Origin of the sequence: Paraburkholderia youngii, from assembly GCF_013366925.1 — a bacterium.
Classification (GTDB): Bacteria; Pseudomonadota; Gammaproteobacteria; order Burkholderiales; family Burkholderiaceae; genus Paraburkholderia; species Paraburkholderia youngii.
Genome location: NZ_JAALDK010000001.1, coordinates 6,328,068 through 6,348,150, shown reverse-complemented (window position 1 = coordinate 6,348,150; position 20,083 = coordinate 6,328,068). Strand labels below are relative to the sequence as shown.

General features: G+C 62.7%; 18 protein-coding genes and 1 tRNA gene. 14 read left to right on the top strand and 5 right to left on the bottom strand.

The window, feature by feature from the left end:
- Positions 1-62: 62 nt before the first annotated feature.
- Together G5S42_RS28920 and eutC are read left to right on the top strand one after the other, a co-directional pair.
- The gene (locus G5S42_RS28920; protein ID WP_176109860.1) at positions 63-1,457 is read left to right on the top strand and encodes an ethanolamine ammonia-lyase subunit EutB; all 1,395 of its coding nucleotides are present in this window, start codon (positions 63-65) and stop codon (positions 1,455-1,457) included.
- On the top strand, positions 1,454-2,245 hold the full coding sequence (eutC, locus tag G5S42_RS28915) for an ethanolamine ammonia-lyase subunit EutC (protein WP_176109859.1): 792 nt from the start codon (positions 1,454-1,456) through the stop codon (positions 2,243-2,245). Before G5S42_RS28920 ends, eutC begins: the two co-directional genes overlap by 4 nt.
- 29 nt (positions 2,246-2,274) lie before the next feature.
- On the opposite strand, the gene G5S42_RS28910 is transcribed toward eutC, so the two are convergent.
- Positions 2,275-4,701, bottom strand: a complete 2,427-nt coding sequence (locus G5S42_RS28910; RefSeq protein ID WP_176109858.1) for a heavy metal translocating P-type ATPase — start codon at positions 4,699-4,701, stop codon at positions 2,275-2,277.
- An 81-nt stretch (positions 4,702-4,782) separates the two neighbouring features.
- On the opposite strand from G5S42_RS28910, the gene cadR reads away from it, so the two are divergent.
- The 6 genes from cadR to G5S42_RS28880 all read left to right on the top strand — a co-directional run bounded on the left by cadR (position 4,783) and on the right by G5S42_RS28880 (position 10,320).
- On the top strand, positions 4,783-5,214 hold the full coding sequence (gene cadR / locus G5S42_RS28905) for a Cd(II)/Pb(II)-responsive transcriptional regulator (RefSeq protein WP_176109857.1): 432 nt from the start codon (positions 4,783-4,785) through the stop codon (positions 5,212-5,214).
- Between the two features lie 125 nt (positions 5,215-5,339).
- Positions 5,340-5,540 carry a hypothetical protein gene (locus G5S42_RS28900; protein WP_176109856.1) on the top strand — a complete coding sequence of 67 codons (201 nt, stop codon included), beginning with the start codon at positions 5,340-5,342 and terminating at the stop codon, positions 5,538-5,540.
- 23 nt (positions 5,541-5,563) lie between these two features.
- A complete protein-coding gene (gene dbpA, locus G5S42_RS28895) occupies positions 5,564-6,967 on the top strand; it encodes an ATP-dependent RNA helicase DbpA (RefSeq protein ID WP_176109855.1) in 1,404 nt (467 codons plus the stop codon).
- A 331-nt stretch (positions 6,968-7,298) separates the two neighbouring features.
- Complete coding sequence (locus tag G5S42_RS28890; protein WP_176109854.1) at positions 7,299-8,453, top strand: pyridoxal phosphate-dependent aminotransferase; 1,155 nt, start codon at positions 7,299-7,301, stop codon at positions 8,451-8,453.
- Between the two features lie 64 nt (positions 8,454-8,517).
- A complete protein-coding gene (locus G5S42_RS28885; protein WP_176109853.1) occupies positions 8,518-9,312 on the top strand; it encodes an ABC transporter substrate-binding protein in 795 nt (264 codons plus the stop codon).
- Positions 9,313-9,453: 141 nt separating this feature from the next.
- Positions 9,454-10,320 (top strand): AraC family transcriptional regulator, encoded by an 867-nt coding sequence (locus tag G5S42_RS28880; protein WP_176109852.1) that lies wholly within the window; start codon positions 9,454-9,456, stop codon positions 10,318-10,320.
- A gap of 49 nt (positions 10,321-10,369) precedes the next feature.
- Here G5S42_RS28880 and G5S42_RS28875 read toward each other — a convergent pair whose 3' ends face one another.
- Positions 10,370-10,957, bottom strand: coding sequence for a LysE family translocator (locus G5S42_RS28875; RefSeq protein ID WP_176109851.1), 588 nt, complete (start codon positions 10,955-10,957; stop codon positions 10,370-10,372).
- Between the two features lie 435 nt (positions 10,958-11,392).
- On the opposite strand from G5S42_RS28875, the gene G5S42_RS28870 reads away from it, so the two are divergent.
- Complete coding sequence (locus G5S42_RS28870) at positions 11,393-11,674, top strand: hypothetical protein (RefSeq protein WP_176109850.1); 282 nt, start codon at positions 11,393-11,395, stop codon at positions 11,672-11,674.
- Positions 11,675-11,700: 26 nt separating this feature from the next.
- Positions 11,701-13,218 (top strand): sensor domain-containing diguanylate cyclase, encoded by a 1,518-nt coding sequence (locus G5S42_RS28865; protein WP_176109849.1) that lies wholly within the window; start codon positions 11,701-11,703, stop codon positions 13,216-13,218.
- A gap of 111 nt (positions 13,219-13,329) precedes the next feature.
- On the opposite strand, the gene traT is transcribed toward G5S42_RS28865, so the two are convergent.
- Together traT and G5S42_RS28855 are read right to left on the bottom strand one after the other, a co-directional pair.
- Positions 13,330-13,503 carry a complement resistance protein TraT gene (gene traT / locus G5S42_RS45260; RefSeq protein ID WP_281375109.1) on the bottom strand — a complete coding sequence of 58 codons (174 nt, stop codon included), beginning with the start codon at positions 13,501-13,503 and terminating at the stop codon, positions 13,330-13,332.
- A gap of 155 nt (positions 13,504-13,658) precedes the next feature.
- Positions 13,659-13,734, bottom strand: a tRNA-Lys gene (locus tag G5S42_RS28855).
- A gap of 200 nt (positions 13,735-13,934) precedes the next feature.
- On the opposite strand from G5S42_RS28855, the gene G5S42_RS28850 reads away from it, so the two are divergent.
- Positions 13,935-14,339, top strand: a complete 405-nt coding sequence (locus G5S42_RS28850; protein WP_176109847.1) for a PaaI family thioesterase — start codon at positions 13,935-13,937, stop codon at positions 14,337-14,339.
- Positions 14,340-14,409: 70 nt separating this feature from the next.
- On the top strand, positions 14,410-15,288 hold the full coding sequence (locus G5S42_RS28845; protein ID WP_176109846.1) for a patatin-like phospholipase family protein: 879 nt from the start codon (positions 14,410-14,412) through the stop codon (positions 15,286-15,288).
- Between the two features lie 58 nt (positions 15,289-15,346).
- Here G5S42_RS28845 and G5S42_RS28840 read toward each other — a convergent pair whose 3' ends face one another.
- Positions 15,347-16,360, bottom strand: coding sequence for a D-2-hydroxyacid dehydrogenase family protein (locus tag G5S42_RS28840; protein WP_176109845.1), 1,014 nt, complete (start codon positions 16,358-16,360; stop codon positions 15,347-15,349).
- Positions 16,361-16,746: 386 nt separating this feature from the next.
- Here G5S42_RS28840 and G5S42_RS28835 point away from each other — a divergent pair, with 386 nt between their 5' ends.
- Both G5S42_RS28835 and G5S42_RS28830 read left to right on the top strand, forming a co-directional pair.
- Complete coding sequence (locus tag G5S42_RS28835; RefSeq protein WP_176109844.1) at positions 16,747-18,603, top strand: phosphoenolpyruvate carboxykinase (GTP); 1,857 nt, start codon at positions 16,747-16,749, stop codon at positions 18,601-18,603.
- Between the two features lie 338 nt (positions 18,604-18,941).
- Positions 18,942-20,048: a LysR family transcriptional regulator gene (locus G5S42_RS28830; RefSeq protein ID WP_176109843.1), complete on the top strand. Its 1,107-nt coding sequence runs from the start codon at positions 18,942-18,944 to the stop codon at positions 20,046-20,048.
- The last annotated feature ends 35 nt before the right edge of the window (positions 20,049-20,083 follow it).

Sequence of the window (20,083 nt, the reverse complement as noted above, 5' to 3'; positions counted from 1 at the left end):
GCAGCATCTAACCGCCGTTCCCATTCCTATCCGCGTCCGCGCGAAGCAATGGAGCCGCAACCATGAGCTACACCGAATCGATCGGCAGTCGCACATACCGCTTCGCCGATCTGAAAACTGTGCTCGCAAAAGCGAGCCCGCAACGCTCGGGGGACCAGCTCGCCGGCATCGCGGCAGCAAGCGAAGAAGAGCGTGTCGCCGCCAAAATGGCGCTGGCACAAGTGCCGTTGCGCACGTTCCTGAACGAACCGCTGATCCCCTACGAAACCGACGAAGTCACCCGCCTGATCATCGACGATCACTCTCCCCAAGCGTTCGCCGAAATCTCTCATCTGACGGTAGGCGACTTCCGCAACTGGCTGCTCAGCACCGCCACCGACACCGACGCACTAACCCGCATCACCCAGGGCCTCACACCGGAGATGGTCGCCGCGGTATCGAAGCTGATGCGCAACCAGGACCTGATCACCGCCGCCCGTAAACGCCCGGTCATCACCCGCTTTCGCAACACGGTCGGCTTACCCGGCCACATGTCCGTACGCCTGCAACCGAACCACCCAACCGACGACGTCAAAGGCATCGCCGCCTCGATGCTCGACGGCCTGATGTACGGCTGCGGCGACGCAATGATCGGCATCAATCCCGCCAGCGACAATCTCGCCGCGATCACCAAACTGCTGCTAATGATCGACGAATTCCGCCAGCGCTACCAGGTGCCGACACAATCGTGCGTGCTCACCCACGTAACCAGCACGATCGCCGCGATCGAAAAAGGCGCGCCGGTCGATCTCGTGTTCCAGTCGATCGCGGGCACGGAGAAAGCGAACGCGAGCTTCGGCATTTCGCTCGCGCTGTTGCAGGAAGCGTACGAGGCGGGGCTGTCGCTCAAACGCGGCACCGTCGGCAGCAATCTGATGTACTTCGAAACGGGGCAGGGCAGCGCGTTGTCGGCGGATGCGCATTTCGGCGTCGATCAGCAGACCTGCGAGGCGCGCGCATACGCGGTCGCGCGCAAGTTCAAACCGTTTCTGGTGAACACGGTGGTCGGTTTCATCGGCCCCGAGTATCTGTACGACGGCAAGCAGATCACGCGCGCGGGTCTCGAGGATCACTTCTGCGGCAAACTGCTCGGCGTGCCGATGGGTTGCGACATCTGCTACACGAATCACGCGGAAGCGGATCAGGACGACATGGACAATCTGCTGACACTGCTCGGCGTCGCGGGCATCAATTTCATCATGGGCGTGCCGGGTGCGGACGACGTGATGCTCAACTATCAGAGCACGTCGTTTCACGATGCGCTGTACGTGCGCGACGTGCTCGGTTTGCGGCGCGCGCCTGAATTCGAGGAATGGCTGGAGTCGATGCAGATCATCGACGAACGCGGTGCGTTGATCGGCGCATCGGCGCGGCAACCGCTGCTCGAAGGCGCGCGCGACTGGATGGGGATCGCATGAGCGAGAACGACGCACTCGACAAGGACCCGTGGAACGCGCTGCGTCGGTTTACACAGGCACGCATCGCGTTGGGCCGCGCGGGCAACAGCCTGCCGACCGCGCCGCTGCTCGCGTTCAATCTCGCACATGCGCAGGCACGCGACGCTGTGCATCATCCGCTCGATGCGGACGCGCTTCACGCACAATTGCAAGAACAAGGTTTCAACACGCTCGACGTGCATAGCGCCGCGCCGGATCGCGAGCATTATTTGAGGCGACCTGATCTTGGGCGGCGTCTGTCGGATGAGAGTCGCACCACGCTTGCGCGTCTGCCAACCCAATCAAACGATGTGCTGTTCGTGATCGGTGATGGCCTATCGGCGTTTGCCGCATCGAAGCAGGCTGTACCGTTGCTGCAAGCGATACATCCAAAGCTGGCGGATTGGACCATCGGTCCCGTAGTGGTCGCGCGTCAGGCACGCGTCGCGCTTGGCGACGAGATCGGAGAATTGCTCGACGCGAAAATCGTCGTGATGCTGATCGGCGAGCGACCAGGTTTGAGTTCGCCCGATAGCCTCGGCATCTACATCACGTACGCGCCGAAAGTGGGTTGCAGCGATGCGCAGCGCAACTGCATTTCGAACGTGCGCCCCGAAGGGCTCGACTATCCGCAGGCCGCGCATAAACTGCACTATCTGCTCACGCAGGCGAGGACGCTGAGACTCACGGGAGTGGGTTTGAAAGACGACAGCGATGATCTGCTGGCAAACGCGCCGACGCACCCAGCCGTGAGCGACGGTTCCACGTAGGACGCAACGAGCGTAGACCTCGGACCCACTCACTTTCGCAACAATCTCAACCCATTTCCCACCACCAGCAAGCTCGCACCGACATCGGCGAACACCGCCATCCACATCGTGCCGAAGCCCATCAACGTCAGCACGAGAAACACGCTCTTGATGCCGAGCGCAAGCGTGATGTTCTGCACGAGCACTGCATACGTTGCCTTCGACAAGCGGATAAACGCCGGAATCTTGCGCAGGTCGTCATCCATCAACGCGACATCGGCGGTTTCGATCGCAGTGTCGGTACCCATCGCCCCCATCGCGAAGCCGATGTCGGCACGCGCGAGCGCGGGCGCATCGTTGATGCCGTCGCCGACCATGCCGACGGTCGCGCCATCGGCCGACCATTGCGCGACCGTATCGAGCTTGTCCTCGGGCAACTGATCGCCGCGCGCTTCATCGACGCCGACCAGATGGGCGATCGCCTCGGCTGTGTGGCGGTTGTCACCGGTCAGCATCGCGGTGCTGACACCGAGCCGTCGCAATTCGGCGACGGCGGCGCGGCTCGTCTCCTTCACCGTGTCGGCGACCGCGAACAGCGCGAGCACGCGCTGCGCGTCGGCGAGCATCACGACGGTTTTGCCTTGCTCTTCGAGCGGATCGAGGCGTGCTTCGAGTTGCGGCGAGCAGCGGCCCAGTTCTTCGATCAAGTGATGATTGCCGAGCCAGTACGCGATGCCATCGATCTCGCCGCGCACGCCGCGTCCGGCGATCGCTTCGAACGCATCGACGTGCAGGTGTTCAACGCGATCATCATTTGCGGCAGCAGCAATCGCCATCGAAACAGGATGATCGGAGCGACCCGCGAGACTCGCCGCGAGGGTGCGGTAACGGAAGGCGTCGGCCTCATCACCAACCACCTGAAACTCCGTCTGCACCGGCTTGCCATGCGTAATCGTCCCGGTCTTATCGAGCGCCAGGCGGCTCAGCTTGCGCCCCTGTTCGAGGTAGACGCCGCCCTTGATCAGAATCCCCTTGCGCGCGGCAGCCGCGAGCCCGCTGACGATCGTCACAGGCGTCGAAATCACGAGCGCGCACGGACATGCGATCACGAGCAGCACCAGCGCTTTATAGACCCACCCGTGCCACGCTCCGCCGAACAGCAGCGGCGGGACCAGAGCGACAGCGAGCGCAATCGCGAACACGATCGGCGTATAGACGCGCGCAAATTCATCGACGAAGCGCTGCGTCGGCGCTTTCGTGCCCTGCGCCTCCTCGACCGCATGGATGATGCGCGCGAGCGTCGTGTTGCCAGACGCAGCCGTCACACGGTAGTCGAACGAGCCCGCCTGGTTGATCGTGCCGGCGAACACATCGTCGCCGACGGCTTTGTCGACCGGCAGGCTCTCACCGGTGATCGGCGCCTGATCGACGCTCGAACGGCCTGCGACGATATCGCCATCGAGCGCGATCCGCTCGCCCGGCTTCACGCGCACCAGCGCGCCGGGCGCGATCGAGTCGACGCGCACGAGCTGCCACGCGCCGTCGGGCTGCTGCACGCTCGCCTCGGCGGGCGTGAGCCGCATGAGCCCTTCGATCGCGTCGCGCGCGCGGTCGAGCGAGCGCGCCTCGATCAACTCGGCGATCGTGAAGAGCACCATGACCATCGCAGCTTCGGGCCATTGGCCGAGCAGTGCCGCGCCGGTCACGGCGATGCTCATCAGCGCATTGATGTTCATGTTGCCGTTGCGCAGTGCGACCCAGCCCTTGCGATACGTCGTGAGCCCGCAGGAGGCGATCGCGACGACTGCGAGCCCCGCCACTACCCACACAGGTGCACCAAGCCAACTAGCGGCTTCTGAGGTCGCCGCTATCACGCCGGAGAGGATCAACGGCCACCACGTCTTCTGTACGGCGCCAGAAGCCGCAATAGACGCCGCGCTGGCATTGCCAGCGCCGGCATCGCTCGCCAGTTCGGGCGTGAAGTCGAGCGAGCGCAGCGCGGCGAGGACCGGTTCGAGCGCATCCGACGCGTGGACGACGGTCAGCACGCGCTGCATCAGGTTGAAGTCCATGCTGCGCACATCCGGCATGCGAGCGAGTTTCTTGCGGATCAGCGCTTCTTCGGTCGGGCAGTCCATCTGCAGGATGCGGATCGCGGTGCGCAGGTCGTCGCCGACGGCCTCGGACGCCGGCAGGCGCAGCGGCGTCGGCGTGAACGCGGTGGAGGCGCAGCAGGCGCCGTGAGAGTGACCGTGGTCATGGTCATGGCCATCGTCATGATCGTGTCCTTCATGCCGATGACCACTACCCGCGTCGGCACCATGAACGTGCTCATGCCCATGCGAATGCCCGCATTCCCCGTCCGTATCCCTGCCGTGAGCATGGTCGTGCCGCGCATCAACCTCCCCGCAAGCCCCGTGGCGACAGGCTTCGCCCACTTCTGGACGATCGGTGGAAAAACGGTTGAGTTCAGGCATTGGTGGCTTCCTCGTGCGATTTGTGGTCTAGTAAACACCTTGAAGCCACTACAAGGTCAAGGCCGCGTGGAGGAAAGGTCCATGAAAATCGGCGAACTGGCGAAAATCGCTCATTGCACGACGGAAACCATCCGTTTTTACGAAAAAGAGCGCCTGCTGCCCGAGGCGGAGCGCACCGAAGCCAACTACCGCAGTTACACGGCGAAGCACGTCGAGCGCCTGCGTTTCATCCGCAATTGCCGCGCGCTCGACATGACCCACGACGAAATCCGCGCATTGCTGCGTCTGACCGACGCGCCGGCGAACGGCTGCGGCGGCATGCATACGCTGGTCGAGGAGCACATTGCGCATGTCGACACGCGTATCGAAGAACTGCATCAATTGAAGGCGCAACTGACGACGCTGCGCGACCAATGCCACGGCGAGCATCCGGTCGAAGACTGCGGGATCGTGCACGGCCTGACCGACATGGATGTGGCCGTGCCGCGTCCGCGGCATACGCATCTCGGCTGACGCTATGCCGGCCGTCGTCGTGCGCTTCGAAGGCACGACGCGGCGCCGGCGCAACAACCCCATACACGGCAAGGCCGCGCGAGCGACTTTGCCGATCGATCATCGAATCCAGTTGGAGAATCAACGTGTTCACCTGTAGAAACCAGTCCTGCGGCGCGCAGTGGGAGCAATCCGACGTCGTCATCAAGAACGAAGGCCAGGGGCTCCTGTTCCGCTGTCCGCTGTGCGGCGCGCGCAACTACGTCGAGCGTTTCGACGGCGACGACGGCGAGGTGCTGTACGAGCAGCTGCCGGGCCGCCCCGATCATGGCCCGATGGCCGAGTAATCGCGATTTCTACAGACGACCCTATGAATAGTCCCACCCCCGCCGGCGCCGCATTCAGCGAACTGCCGCTCCCGCCCGCGACGCTCGCGAACCTGACGCAGCTCGGCTACCTCGAGATGACGCCGATCCAGGCCGCGAGCCTGCCGATCGCGCTCGCTGGCGATGATCTGATCGCTCAGGCGAAAACCGGTAGCGGCAAGACCGCGGCGTTTTCGCTGGCGCTGCTCGCGCGTCTCGACGCACGCAAGTTCGACACGCAGGCAATGGTGCTATGCCCGACGCGCGAACTCGCCGATCAGGTCACGCAGGAAATCCGCCGTCTCGCGCGCGCGGAAGAAAACATCAAGGTGCTGACCTTGTGCGGCGGCACGGCGATGCGTCCGCAGACGGCGAGCCTCGAACACGGCGCGCACGTCGTGGTCGGCACGCCGGGCCGTATCATGGATCACCTCGAACGCGGCACGCTCGTGCTGCAAGCGCTGAACACGCTCGTGCTCGACGAAGCCGACCGCATGCTCGACATGGGTTTCTTCGACGACATCGCGAAGGTCGCGCGGCAATGCCCGAAAGAGCGGCAAACGCTGCTGTTTTCGGCGACGTACCCGGAGGGCATCGCGAAGCTGAGCCAGCAATTCTTGCGCAACCCGAAGGAAGTGAAACTCGCCGAGCGGCACGACGACAGCAAGATCCGTCAGCGTTTCTACGAAGTGACCGAAGACGAGCGTCTGCACGCGGTCGGCCTGCTCTTGAATCACTACCGTCCGGTCAGCACCATCGCGTTCTGCAACACGAAGCAGCAGTGCCGCGATCTGCTCGACGTGTTGCGCGCGCAAGGCTTTCATGCGCTCGCGCTGCATGGCGAACTCGATCAACGCGAGCGCGATCAGGTGCTGATCCAGTTCGCGAACCGCAGCTGCTCGGTGCTGGTCGCGACCGACGTCGCCGCGCGCGGCCTCGATATCGCGCAACTCGAAGCGGTGATCAACGTCGACGTGACCCCGGACCCGGAAGTGCACACGCACCGCATCGGCCGCACGGGCCGGGCCGACCAGGAAGGCTGGGCGCTGAGTCTCGCGAGCATGGACGAGATGGGACGTGTCGGCGGGATCGAGCAGGCGCACAAGCGCGACGTCGAATGGCATAAGCTGGCCGAGCTGAAGGCGGCCAGCAACGACCCGCTGCTGCCGCCGATGGAAACGCTGCAGATTCTCGGCGGCCGCAAGGACAAGATCCGTCCCGGCGACGTGCTCGGTGCGCTGACCGGCGACGCCGGTTTCGCGGGCTCGCAGATCGGCAAGATCAACGTGACCGACATGTCGACTTATGTCGCGGTGGAGCGCAGCATCGCGCGCGAGGCGGTGCGCCGGCTCAGCGCGGGCAAGCTGAAGGGGCGCAAGGTCAAGGTCCGTTTGATGGACGAAGCGTGATTCACGCGAAGCTCCGGCTTTCCTTGAAAGTCCGATAACTCGAAAACGGCCGCGTCTGCGGCCGTTTTCGTAGGCAAACCGCTCAGCATCACATTCCTTCATACCTACGCGGGTTCCCGCATTCGCCACCGCCTCCCCACAAACCATGATCCGGCTGGCTTACCCCGGCGCCCAGCGGCCTACCGCGAGCCATGACGAAAACGCATGCCGCGCATGACAAAGTTTCGATTGTGAGCGTTCTTTGGCTGATGCCTAATCACTCCACTGGAAGGAACGCCCCGCCGCGCCGTTTCGTACGGCCGCCAGCGGCTGAAGAAAGGGAGAAAGTCTTATGCAGAGCGCCATGCAAGCCCGCTCGAAACTGCCGGACGTCGGCACCACCATTTTTACCGTGATCGGCCAGCTGGCCGCGCGACATGATGCGTTGAACCTGTCGCAGGGCGCACCGAATTTCGCGCCGGACCCGGCGCTCGTCGACGGCGTCGCACAGGCGATGCGCGCCGGTCACAACCAGTACGCGCCGATGGCCGGCATCGTCGCGCTGCGCGAAGCGCTCGCGGACAAGGTGGAAACGCTGTACGGCGTGCGCTACGACCCGGCCAGCGAAGTGACGGTGCTCGCGAGCGCGAGCGAAGGGCTCTACTCGACGATCAGCGCGCTCGTGCATCCGGGCGACGAAGTAATCAACTTCGAGCCGTCGTTCGACAGCTATGGCCCGATCGTGCGCCTGCAGGGCGCGAAGCCGGTTGCGGTCAAGCTGTCGCTCGATCACTTCCGCGTGAACTGGGACGAAGTCGCCGCGGCGATCACGCCGAAGACGCGCATGATCATCGTCAACACGCCGCACAATCCGACCGCGACGATCTTTAGTGACGCCGATATCGAGCGGCTGAAGGCGCTCACGCGCAACACCGGCATCGTGATTCTGTCCGACGAGGTCTATGAGCACGTCGTATTCGACGGCGCGAAGCATCAGAGCATGGCGCGCCATCGTGAACTCGCGGAGCGCAGCGTGATCGTGTCGTCGTTCGGCAAGTCGTATCACGTGACCGGCTGGCGCGTCGGCTATTGCCTCGCACCCGCCGCGCTGATGGACGAAATCCGCAAGGTCCACCAGTTCATGGTGTTCTCCGCCGATACGCCGATGCAACACGCGTTCGTGGACGCGCTCGCCAATCGCGACAGCTATCTCGGCCTGTCCGACTTCTATCAGAAGAAGCGCGATCTGCTCGCGCATGCGCTGCGCGAATCGCGCTTCGAATTGTTGCCGAGCGAAGGCAGTTTCTTTATGCTCGCCCGGTTCCGCGGCTTCTCCGATGAAAGCGACAGCGATTTCGTGCTGCGCCTGATCCGCGATGCGCGCGTCGCGACGATTCCGTTGTCGGCGTTCTACACCGACGGCACGGATTCGGGGCTGATTCGCCTGAGTTTCTCGAAGGACGACGCGACGCTGCTCGAAGGCGCGCGGCGTTTGTGTGAAATCTGAGCGCGCGAGAGCACACTCCACGTATCGAAGTGATCAAGGTATTCGAAGAAAGAAGGGAGACGTTATGAAGATTCTTAAGTGCTTGTTGGCGCTGGCCTGTGCCGGCGCGTCGCTCGCCACATGGTCGGCCGCCAGCGCAGCCGATACCGCGACGCTGCGTTTCGGCCTCGAAGCGCAGTATCCGCCGTTCGAATCGAAAGGACCGAACGGCGAACTGCAAGGGCTCGATATCGACGTGGGCAACGCGGTCTGCGCGGCCGCGCATATGACGTGCAAGTGGGTCGAAACGTCGTTCGACGGCCTGATTCCGGCACTGCAGGGCCGCAAGTTCGACGCGATCAATTCGGCGATGAACGCGACCGAACAGCGCCGTCAGGCGATCGATTTCACGACCGTCGTCTATCGCGTGCCGTCGCAGCTGATCGCGCGCAGCGACAGCGGTCTGCAGCCGACGCCTGAGTCGCTGAAGGGCAAGCGCATCGGCGTATTGCAAGGCTCGATTCAGGAGACCTTCGCGAAGGTGCATTGGGAACCGGCCGGCGTGACCGTGCTGCCGTATCAGGACCAGAACCAGGTCTATACCGATCTGACCGCGGGCCGTCTCGACGGCACGCTGGTGCTGGCGCCGGCCGGACAAACGGGCTTTCTGTCGAAGCCCGAAGGCAAGGGCTATGCGTTCGTCGGTCAACCGGTGCGTGACGACAAGATTCTCGGCAGCGGCATCGCATACGGCATTCGCAAGGGCGATACCGCGTTGCGAGATCAGTTGAACGCTGCGATTGCGAAAGTGCAAGCCGATGGCACGGTAAAGACGCTCGCCGCGAAATATCTCGGCAATATCGACGTCAGCGCCAAGTAATCGCGTCGCGTTCGGCCGGCGGCGCCGTTTGCGGGCGGCGTCGCGCGTTCGCTTGTTGGTCGGGCGTTTGACGGCTACGATACGGAGGCTTCGCGAAGTCGCAGACAACGGCGAAGTCGGCGGATCAACCGGAGAGCGCGCATGAGCGAGACGATCGAAGAGGCGAGCGCTGCAAACACCGCACGCGCAAAAGGCGCGGACGCGCCGCGCTTCTGGCGTAGCGAGGCGCTACCGTTCATCGAAGCGCGCTCGATCGACGATGGCCGCAAGGTCTGCTACGCCAAGCATTCGCACGAAACGTTTTCAATCGGCGCGGTGACGGGCGGCCGTAGCGTGTATCTGAACCGCCACGCGCGAGAATGGATCGGCGCGGGCGCCGTCGTGATGATGAACCCCGACGATGTACACGCGTGCAACCCGGTTGTCGGCGAGCGCTGGTCGTACCGGATGCTGCACGTCGACGTTGCCTGGTTCACGAAACTTCAGCACGAGCTGGGCTTCAACGAGAACCATGCGTTCCGCGCGTTCTCGCAGATCATGACGCTCGACGCCGCGTTGTTCGATGGCCTGAACCGGCTTTGCGCGATTCTCGCCAGCAACGATGGCGAGATCGACACGCTGCGCAAGGAAAGCGCGGCCATCACTTTCTTCTCGAACGTGCAGCAAACGCTCAATCCGGCGAGCCTGCCCGAGCGTGCCGCGAGCGGCCAGCTCGCGCGTGCCGCGGAGTACATCGCCGAAAACTGCACGCGCGCGCTGAAATTCGACGACGTATGCGCAGCCGCCGGGCTGTCCGCTTCACATCTGATACGCGCGTTCAAGCTGCGCTACGGCATGACGCCGCACGCGTATCTGATCAACCGACGCATCCAGTACAGTCGCGCGCAATTGCGGCGCGGCGCGCTGATCGCCGATGTCGCGCTCGATGCAGGCTTCGCCGATCAGGCGCACTTGCAGCGCACCTTCAAGCGGCTGGTCGCGGCAACGCCGGGGCAATATCGCAGCTGAGCATGACGCGGCGTGGTGAAGCCGCATCGGCAAGCAGGCGCGACTCAGGTCACTCCACGAGCAGATACATCGCACTGAGAGCGAGCAGCGCCGCCATCATGCGATTGAACACCCGGACTCGCTTCGCCTCACGCAGATGCCTGCGCAAAAACGTGCCGGCATAGGCCCAGCTCGCGATCGACAGATAGCAGAGCACGAAGTACAGCGCCGCGAATTGCCAGACGAGTCCGCCGTCGCCGCCTGCCGCATATGCGCCCATGCCGGCCAGCGATGCGAGCCACGCCTTCGGATTGAGCCATTGCATCGCGGCGCCGTGCGCGAACGACGGCCCGCGCGCCGGCTTGCCCGCGCCGAGCTGGCCGTTATCGAGGGTGAGCTTGTAGGCCATATAGAGCAGAAAGCCAACGCCCGCCCATTTGACGATCTCGATCAGATTGGGAAAGCGCGCGAGCAATTCGTGCAAGCCAAGGCCGATCAACAGAAGCAGCAACGTGAAACCGACCGTCGCGCCAGTGACGTGCCGCAGACTCGCGGCGAGCCCGTGCTGCGCGCCGGCGCTCAGCGCGACGACGTTGACCGGGCCGGGAGAAAGGGAACTGGCGAGCGCGAACGCGGCCATCGAAAGTAATGCGGTCATCGGATGCCTCGAAACGTGAGTGTGCGAATGAATTGCGACGCTCAACGGTAACGAGACGGCGAGGGCATGTATTGAAGGAAATTACCCAACTGAAACCAAAACATAATCCGACGACGCGGTGATTCGATAACAAACATGCGTTTGAATTTAGAGCTAATTACGCGCAAACGTTACCCAAAAAATTAATTTCTGAATTATCAGGCAAATTGTACCGATCGATAGCTATGATATGTCCCTATGCAGCGCGCAAGTATTCGGCTCGATAAACAGGCCGAGACCTCGAAAAATCAGCGATACAGGGCTTAACGACTTACGCGCACGAAGTTAAATGCATCGAGCGCGCGCTGAATGCTTTGCATCAGTATCAATAGGTCGGACGTTTCTACTGGAAACGACCAGTCGAATGGATAAAAGGGAGTGCATGTGGGTCCCCATGTGAGCAGGCAGAAAATTGCGGACGAATTGAACGAGCTGTGTCTCGCGTTATTCGACGGCTGGTGCGAGCGCAGGTGCGTGATTCCGCTCGCGTATCTGCTGCACGTTTGGCCGATCGTCGATGCGACGCAGCGCTCGTTCAAGCGACTACGCGACAACCTGCGGGATCTCGAATGCTGGCACCTGAACGACCTGTCCGACGAAGATAGCGGGAGGATTCGCTATCTGCTGAGTGTTCTGTCCCAACAAACCGGAAGCGTAGTGAGCACTTCGACAAACTGACTCCCGCCGTTGGAAACGCAGAGCACATGATCCACAGAAGAAAGGGCCGGTTTCGCCTGCTGATCGCACGGGCGCGCGGATGGCGGGTGCCGCGCGATGGCGTTATCTACGCCGGATGCGGCGTCGTGCTGGCAATGCTCGCGCTGTGCGGCTACACGCTGTATCAGAGCCGCGAAGATGCGATCGCGCGTGCACTGGATTCAACGCGCGATGTCGCGACGATCACCCAGCGCGACATCGCGCGCAATTTCGAGTTGTACTCGCTGTCGCTGCAGGCCGTCGCCGAGGGCCTCGGCCGTCCGGGTGTGCTCGATTCGCCGCGGTTGTGGCGCGAGATCCTGTTCGATCGCGCGGCGACCGGGCAATACGTCGGCGCGATGGTCGTGCTCGACGCAGTGGGCAACGTCGTGATCGATTCGGAAAACGACGTGCCGCGCAGGGGAAACCTCTCTGACCGCCAGTACTTCAGGATTCAACGCGAAGTTCCGAATTTCGGGCTCTATGTCAGCGCGCCGTATAACTCGAGACTCAGACCCGGTTCGCGCAGCATCGCGCTGAGCCGGCGACTGTCGCGGCCGGACGGAACGTTTGCGGGAATCGTCGCACTCGGTATCGACCAGGAGTATTTCGCCAGCCTGTTCGCGGATCTGAGGATAGGGCAGCACGGCTCGGTGTCGATCGTCAGAACGGACGGCACGATCATCGTGCGACGGCCCGACGATCGAAACGTAACCGGCACCGATATCAGCAAGACGGAGTTCTTCGAGCGGCTGCTCGCGAAAGACGAGCGCAGCTTTATCGCGACTTCGCCGCTCGATGGCGTCGAGCGCCTCTACTCGTTCAGACGGATTCCACAATTGCCGTTGATCGTGCTGGTCGCCGATTCGACTGCCGATATCTACGCGGGCTGGTGGAAGCGCGCGCTGACGATCGGTTCGCTGATGCTAATCCTGGGGATCGGCGTGATCGTGCTGGCGGCGTGGCTCGGCGCCGAGTTGCGGCGACGACAGCAGGTGGAGCACGAACTCGAACGGCTTGCCGGCACGGACGGCCTCACCGGCTTGCCCAATCGCCGCGCACTGTGCGAAACGCTCGACCGCGAATGGCTGCGCGCGCGCCGCACCGGCAGCGTGTTGTCGCTGCTATTCGTCGATATCGATCATTTCAAAGCCTACAACGATACGTATGGTCACCAGGCCGGCGACGTCGCGCTGACCGCGGTCGCGCGCTGCATCCGCGGGGTGATCCAGCGGCCGGGCGATTGCGTCGGCAGATACGGCGGCGAGGAGTTCGTCGTGGTGCTGCCGGATACCGACGTGACCGGCGCCGGGGTGGTCGGCGAGAAAATCCGCGCGGCGATCGGCGAGCTGGGCATCGCGCACGAGGGCTGCGGGTTCGGTCGGGTCACGGTCAGCATCGGCGCGACCACGTCTCGGCCGGATCGGGCGACGGATGTCGGAGCCGTCGTTCGGGCTGCCGATGAGGCGTTGTATCGGGCAAAGGCCGGTGGCCGGAATATGGTCGCGCAGAAGGGAGTTGGGTGACCGGTCGCTCGTGATGGCTCTCCGTCGGAAATGAAAAAGGGTTGCGTCGCTTTCGCGTGCAACCCTTTTTAAATTTCCGCGTCGTGCTAACTGACGCTAGCGGTCGACGGCTTAGAACGGGCCAGCGATCACGCGCACCAGCCCACTACGCAGCGGCGGCGCGGCTTCGGCAAAATCGAGATTCACTTTGTTGGCGACGCTCAAGATGCGAGTCTGATACGTTCTGCTGCACGCTGGCCAATCATTTGAATTTATTTCTTTGTTGATACTCGCCCCTCCATTCATGTGAGGAAAAGAAGGCATGTGAATATCGGCTGCTGTTTGAGAAACTTGAGGGAAAGTAGAGAAATTATGCGAAATGAGTAGAGAATGATCGATATAACCGCGCCCAGAACGCAAAAAGCCCGGTCGCAGTGACCGGGCTTTTTGCTTGAATCTGGTGGTGGGGCGTGAGTGACTCGAACACTCGACCTACGGATTAAGAGTCCGCTGCTCTACCAACTGAGCTAACGCCCCAACAGAAGCGAAATTATGCAGGATCTTTTCGAGATTGCCAAGCCCTATTCGCAGTTTTATTAAAAAAAATCGCGTCGCCCGAACTTGAGCGTTCCCTCGACAAGCCGCCGTCCAGAAAACATCGTCGCGTCCAACGCGGTCGGTATCATGTCGCGGACACTACGCCGCATGCAGCATCGCGGCTTTCGATCGGGATTCCCATGGATGACAAAGAGATTACCCAGTTGCTCGACCGAGTCCTCGCACCATGGGTTCGGGCGCTCACGCTGACGCCGATCAAGGTCGACGAGGAAAGCGCCACGCTGCGTCTGCCGTTCTCTGGCGAGTGGCGTCACTCGGGCGGCATGATCAGTGGCCAGGTGTTCATGGCGGCCGCGGATACGGCGATGGTCGTCGCCATCACCGCCGCGCTCGGCGGCTTCAAGCCGATGAGCACAGTGTCGCTGAACATCAACTTCATGCGCGCGGTCCGCAAGGGCGATGTGCTGATCAAGGCGCGCGTGCTGCGCATGGGCCGCAATCTCGTGTTCGGCGAAGTCGAACTGTTCGACGAAGGCGGCAACATGGCCGTTCATGCCACCACGACCTACGCGTTGCTGGAGTGAACGCCCGACGGACCCGAGCCGGCCACACAATCCACCGTAGCAAGAGCAAAGCAAGGCAAGGAAAAGCAGCATGTTCGATCAGGTCGTTTTCGCCGGCGGCGGCAACCGCTGCTGGTGGCAGGCGGGTTTCTGGGACGTCGTGCAGCCGCGGCTCGACATCCGTCCGCGCGTGATCACCGGCATTTCGGCCGGCGCCGCAACCGCCTGCATGATTTACACGCGCGGTGATTCCGACTGGGTCATGCGTTATTACGAGGACGCGCTGCGCCACAACACGCGCAACGCCTACTGGGGCAACCTGCTGCGCGGCGAGTCGGTGTTCCCGCATTACCGGATCTACCGGCAGGCGCTGCTCGATATCTATGGCGACAAGTTTTCGAGGCTCGCACAGGCGCCGGAAATCCGCATCGGCGTGTCGCATCTGCCGCGCTGGCTCGGCGCGCGAAGCGCGGTCGCGGCGGGGCTGGTCGCGTACAACATCGAAAAATACCTGCGCAAGACGCTGCATCCGACGCTTGGTCGGACGCTCGGCTTTCATCCTGAATTCGTGCGCGCGCAGGATTGCGCGAGCGTCGACGAGTTGGCAGACCTGATCCTGCAATCGTCGAGTACACCGCCGTTCACGCCGGTTCTGCGGCGCAACGGCCGGCCGGTGCTGGACGGCGGTATGGTCGATAACGTGCCGGTCGGCGCACTCGATGCCGACACGCCCGGCAACGTGCTCGTGATGGTCACGCGTCTTTATCCGCGGCCGCAGATGTTCGTCGTGCCGCACGGCGTGCAGCAACGGCTTTACGTGCAGCCGTCGCGCAAGATGCCGATTTCGAGTTGGGATTACACGAGTCCATCGCAAATGGTGCACGCCTATAACCTTGGCCGTGCCGACGGCGAGGTCTTTCTTGAACGCATCCCCGCATTGATGGAGGCGGGAGCGCACGAAGCGCGGTGAGCGAATGCGGCAGGGCGGGGCTGGACACACCTGACCCGCCGGCCACCTCGCCCACCCATCACCGCCGACGCCCGCCCTGCAGTGCCTCCGGATTCGCGACACTGGCGGTATCGCCGGCATCGAAAGCGAGGATGTTCTTGAACGCCGCCGAAAAATACAGCTCGTAGCTCTCGCGCTCCACGTAGCCGATGTGCGGCGTGCAGATCACATTTTCCATGCGCAGCAGGCTGTAGCCCTGCAGGATCGGCTCGCTTTCGTAGACGTCGATCGCGACCATCCCCGGACGGTTGTGCGATAGCGCGTTGACCAGCGCGTTCTCTTCGAGCAACTCGGCGCGGCTCGTGTTCACGAGCAGCGCGGTCGGCTTCATGCGCATCAGATCGTCCTGCTTGACGATGCCACGCGTGTCGTCGTGCAGACGCAGATGCAGCGACAACACATCGCTGGTCTCGAACAGTTCCTCACGACTCGCCGCGACGCCGTAGCCATCGGCGCGAGCGGCTTCGCGCGAATGCTCGCGGCCCCAGATCAGCACGTTCATGCCGAACGCCTTGCCGTAGCCGGCGAGCAGCCGGCCGATCTTGCCGTAGCCCCAAATCCCCAGCGTCTGGCCGCGCAGCACTTGCCCCAAACCGAAGTTCGGCGGCAGCGCCGACGTCTTCAGCCCCGACTGCTGCCAGGCGCCCTGCTTAAGGTTTGCCACGTATTGCGGAATACGACGTTGGGCGGCCATGATGAGTGCCCACGTCAGTTCGGCCGGCGCGACCGGCGAACCGGTGCCTTCGAGCACGGCAATGCCGCGCTCGGTACAGGCCGCCAGATCGATGTGGCTCGCCACCTTGCCGGTCTGACTGATCATGCGCAAACGAGGCAGCTTGTCGAGCAGTTGCGACGTGATGCGGGTACGTTCGCGGATCAGGACGAGGGCGTCGACTTCCGCAAGACGGCTCGCAAGTTGTCCGAGACCGCGCACGGTATTGTTGAATACTTTGACTTCCTGGTCGGCCAGCAATTGAAAGCAGTCGAGCTTGCGAACGGCGTCCTGGTAATCGTCGAGGATGGCAATCTTCATGGTATGTAATTTGCGGCGCACCCGGGTGGTGCGAACCGAATGTTTATGCTGACTGTCCCAGCATGTGACTTAGGTCACACGCTAGTCTGGCTAGATGCCCTACCGTAGAAGTTGCCGCACCAAAAAAGAACGGCAGCGCTACGTGAAGGCGAATTGAGAACGTTTTTAGCAGTTTGTTGCGTGTTGAGGCAAGCCGCTTTACACAAGGTTGCAGAAGCCTTGTAGACGCGGGCCTCCGCCTGGCAAGCTGTGTGGCCCAGGACGATCTGCGCAATCATGCGCCGGCAGTCGGAAATTGGCACGTCGGCGTGATGAATTCAATGCCTCTCGCATGCAGCGTCCCAGGGCTTGTACCGTTTTTCTTTGCTTCAAACGGAGACAAGTCGATGAATCTTCCCTCGTTCGAAGGGCCGCCCACTATCGAGGCGCCCACATGGGTCAAACACCGAAAGCTGATCGACTGGGTTCAGCGCGTCGCAGCGCTGACCAAGCCCGCACAAGTGGTCTGGTGCGACGGCTCGCAGGAAGAATATGACCGCCTGTGCGCGCAGATGGTCGAAGCAGGAACCCTGAAGAAACTCAACCCCGCCAAGCGTCCCAATTCCTATCTCGCCTGGTCCGATCCGTCCGACGTCGCGCGCGTGGAAGATCGCACCTTCATCTGCTCGCAGCGCGCCGAGGACGCCGGCCCGACCAACAACTGGATCGCTCCGGCCGAAATGCGCGCGACGCTCGACGGCCTGTTCGACGGCGCGATGCGCGGCCGCACGATGTACGTGGTGCCGTTCTCGATGGGCCCGCTCGGCTCGCCGATCGCGCACATCGGCGTCGAGTTGAGCGACAGCCCGTACGTCGTGACCAACATGCGCATCATGACGCGCATGGGCCGCAAGGTGTACGACGTGCTCGGCGAGGACGGCCCATTCGTGCCGTGCGTGCATTCGGTCGGCGCACCGCTCGCGGCGGGCGAGCAGGACGTGTCGTGGCCTTGCAACAAGACCAAGTACATCGTGCATTTCCCCGAATCGCGCGAAATCTGGAGCTTTGGCTCGGGCTATGGCGGCAACGCGCTGCTCGGCAAGAAGTGCTTCGCGCTGCGCATCGCATCGACGATGGGCCGAGACGAGGGCTGGCTCGCCGAACACATGCTGATTCTCGGCGTCACCTCGCCGGAAGGGCGCAAGCATCACGTGGCTGCGGCGTTCCCGTCGGCGTGCGGCAAGACCAACTTTGCGATGCTGATTCCGCCGGCCGGCCTGAACGGCTGGAAAATCTCGACGATCGGCGACGATATCGCGTGGATCAAGCCGGGCAAGGACGGCCGCCTGTACGCGATCAATCCGGAAGCCGGCTACTTCGGCGTTGCGCCGGGCACGAGCGAAAAGACCAACTACAACGCGCTCGCCACCTTGAAGGAAAACGTGATCTTCACGAACGTCGCGCTGACCGACGACGGCGACGTGTGGTGGGAAGGCATGACCGACGAGCCGCCGGCGCACCTGATCGACTGGCAGGGTAAGGACTGGACGCCGGCCGACGCAAAGGAAACCGGCCGCAAGGCGGCGCATCCGAACGCGCGCTTCACGGCGCCGGCTTCGCAGTGCCCATCGATCGACGCGGACTGGGAGAATCCTGCGGGCGTCGCCATCGACGCGTTCATCTTCGGCGGCCGTCGCTCGACCACCGTGCCGCTCGTGACCGAAGCGCGCAACTGGGTCGAGGGCGTCTACATGGCAGCGACGATGGGCTCCGAAACCACCGCCGCGGCCGCTGGCCAGCAGGGCGTGGTGCGCCGGGATCCGTTCGCGATGCTGCCGTTCTGCGGCTACAACATGAGCGACTATTTCAGCCATTGGCTGAAGACCGGCGAGCGTTTGCAGCAGCTGAGCGCGAAGCTGCCGAAAATCTTCTGCGTCAACTGGTTCCGCAAGGGTCCGGACGGCAAGTTCGTGTGGCCCGGCTTTGGCGAGAACATGCGCGTGCTGAGCTGGATGGTCGGTCGCATCGAAGGCACCGCGCAGGGCGAAGAGCATGCGTTCGGCATTTCGCCGCACTATGCGGACATCGACTGGAGCGGTCTGAACTTCACCCGCGAGCAGTTCGAGCAGGTGATTTCCGTCGACGCCGCTGCATGGCGCGACGAGCTCGTGTTGCACACAAAGCTGTTTGACACACTGCAACGCGGTCTGCCGCCGGCGCTATCCGAAGCTAAGCGGGCGCTAGAGGAAAAGCTCACTGCTTGACTATGTGAGTGCCCACTCAGCTTGAAAAGCCGCCCTCGGGCGGCTTTTTCTTTGGGGCCGGGTTTGTGCCAATCCTTTCGATTTTCGCAACACCGGGGCGACCGTTGCATCTGTTCGGACAAAAAAGACAGTGCAAGCTGCAGCGCAGCAGATTGTTTTAGATTTGGGAACAATCGCTGGTCAGGCCCGGTTTTATCGACACAGTCCTACCAAAATCGACAATATTTCCTGTTTTGCGGGCAACTTCTGCACGATATTGCGAGTCGTAGGAGAATTCCAAGTTCGCTTCACTGGTTTTCACCTATTGTCAGGAAGCGGTAACAAGGCAGGGAGTTGTCATGGATCATTTGCAGTCGATGCGAGTTTTCGTCAAGGTGGCGGATCTCGGCAGTTTTGCCCGCGCCGCGAGCGCGATGGATATTTCCAATGCGGTTGCCACCCGTCATGTTGCCGACCTCGAAGGCCGTCTTGGTACGCGGCTGCTCAATCGCACGACACGCAGCTTGTCGCTGACCGAATCCGGTCAGGTCTATCTCGAGCGGGCCCGTCAAATTCTCGACGAACTGGAAGACGTCGAACAGATGGTGGTCGCTCGCAATCACGAACCCGTCGGCACCCTGCGCATCGTGGCGCCCGTCGTGTTCGGGCTGCATAACCTCGCGCCCGTGCTGCAAACGTATGCGGAGCGCTATCCGAAAGTCATTCCCGACGTCACGCTGGTCGATCGTCAGGTCGATCTGGTCGAGGAAGGTTTCGACGTCGGCGTCGTGATCGCGCGGCAAATGCGCAGCGCGAGCATCGTCACGCGGCGTTTGACCACCGGCTGTATGACCGTCTGCGCGACGCCGGCTTATCTGGAAAAGCATGGCACGCCGACGCGTCCCGAGCATCTGCTCGAACACCCGTGCCTGAGCTTGCCGTCCGAATACTGGGGCGATGAACGCGTGTTCACGGGGCCGGAAGGCGAAGTGCGCGTGCGGCCGTCGAACGTGATCGTCGCCAACAACACTGAGATGCTGCGGCAGTTTGCGCTGCTGGGCATGGGCATCGCGATTCTGCCGAGCTATCTGATCGGTCGCGACATGACGCGTGGCCGGCTCGTGCGTTTGCTCGGCGATTACCGTTTGCCGCAGGTCGAGATCAACATTGCGTACCCGAGCCGCCGTCACCTGCCGGCCAAGGTGCGCACGTTCATCGATCATCTGGTCGAGCACTTCAGCCAGACGCCGAACAGCGTGCTCGGCGAACAGTGGATCAAGGACGGTTTGGAGCGCCCGGCGACGTCGGCCGCGTTCGAGACCGCCGAGTCCCGCGCCCCCGAAGCGTTCGATGGCGCGGAGCCGCTGTCGCGGCTGCTCGATAGCGAGCTGGCGCCTGCCGTGCCGAAGCCGATGACGAAGTCGTCCAACCGCAGCAGCCGCCCGACGGCGTTGTCGCCGCTGTAAATCGCTGAATGTCTTAAGCCCGCAGCGATGCGGGG